The sequence below is a fragment of the Mesorhizobium sp. LEGMi-168a genome, assembly GCF_058312955.1.
Map to the genome: position 1 here is coordinate 1 of NZ_JBZEGV010000127.1, position 1,172 is coordinate 1,172.

General features: G+C 59.1%; 1 protein-coding gene. It reads right to left on the bottom strand.

The features are described from left to right. Positions 1-901 (bottom strand): acetate--CoA ligase family protein (locus AC4FWB_RS34370; RefSeq protein ID WP_491030644.1); only part of this gene is annotated, 901 nt, incomplete at its 3' end. Between the last annotated feature and the right edge of the window lie 271 nt (positions 902-1,172).

Below are 1,172 nucleotides of genomic sequence, written 5' to 3' on the forward strand. Positions count from 1 at the left end.
TGATTTCGGCTTCGACGAAACGCTCCTCGTTGGAGGCGAATTGGGCAAACTTTTCGATGGCGTCGACCACCGCGTCAATATCGCCCTTCGGTCGGTCGCGCCAACCGTCAAGCAATGGAAACAGCTTTAGACTGCCCAGGGCCTCGGCGATCATCGCACGCGAGGCGGGCAATAGGATGGTGGCGGTATCACGCAGGAGTTCGGCTTCCGTGCCGCCCATTCCAATTGTGAGAGCAAGGCCCATCGAATCCACCCGGCGTATGCCCACGAGCAATTCGCCAAGTCCGTCTTTCACCATCTCTTCGACCAGGAACTTCCGAATGGAGAGCTCTGGCGCAGAATGCTTCAGCTTCTTTGCCATAGCGCGCACGGCTTGCCGCGCCTCTTCAGGCGTCCCCAGGCGCAACACAACGGCTCCCAACTCGCTTTTGTGTGCCAGTCCTGCGCTAAGTGCCTTTACCGCCACAGGAAAATTGAGTTCGTCCAGCCGACCCGTTTGATCTGGCGTCACAACGACACCTCGAGGCACAGCTATGCCAGATGCACCCAGTTCGGCTTTGGCAGCCGCCTCGTCGACAGAGATCTCCTCGGCCAGACCAATCCGGTACCTTGGCAGAAGAATTTCTTCGTCGGTCCTGTGAGAAAGAACATCCGCCAGTTCCGACGAGCGCATCGCATTTGACACGGCGCGGATGCCGTCTTCCATCCCCTGCAGCGGGACCAATCCGTCTGCTATCATCCTTTCTCGGACGCGCCGTGGTAACGCTTCTGGCATGGTATTGACAAAGGCTGCGGGAAGCTGACGCTCGCGCGCTGCCTGCGCAAATGCCATGGTCGTGTCGTCCCAGCTTTTTGGATCCCAGCCGCCTTCAGGGGGGTAGCACATCACCTGCAGTGCCATGTCCCGATCATCCGACAAGTATGCTCGATACAAATTCAGATTCTGATCGAAGCCCGCCTCGCCCCCGGAAGAGATGTCGAGAGGGTTGGCGGGACGAACAAAGGGCGGCAGATATTACTCAAGCTCTGCCGCCGCTTGCGCTGAGGGCGTCGGCAGGTCAAGTCCATTAACTTCGGCGATGTCGCTACCAATCACGGCATAGGAGCCCGCACTCGTTGCCTATGCCGGGCGACGGCCTTTCACTCTGGGCGCGTACACCAGCATCTGCAGC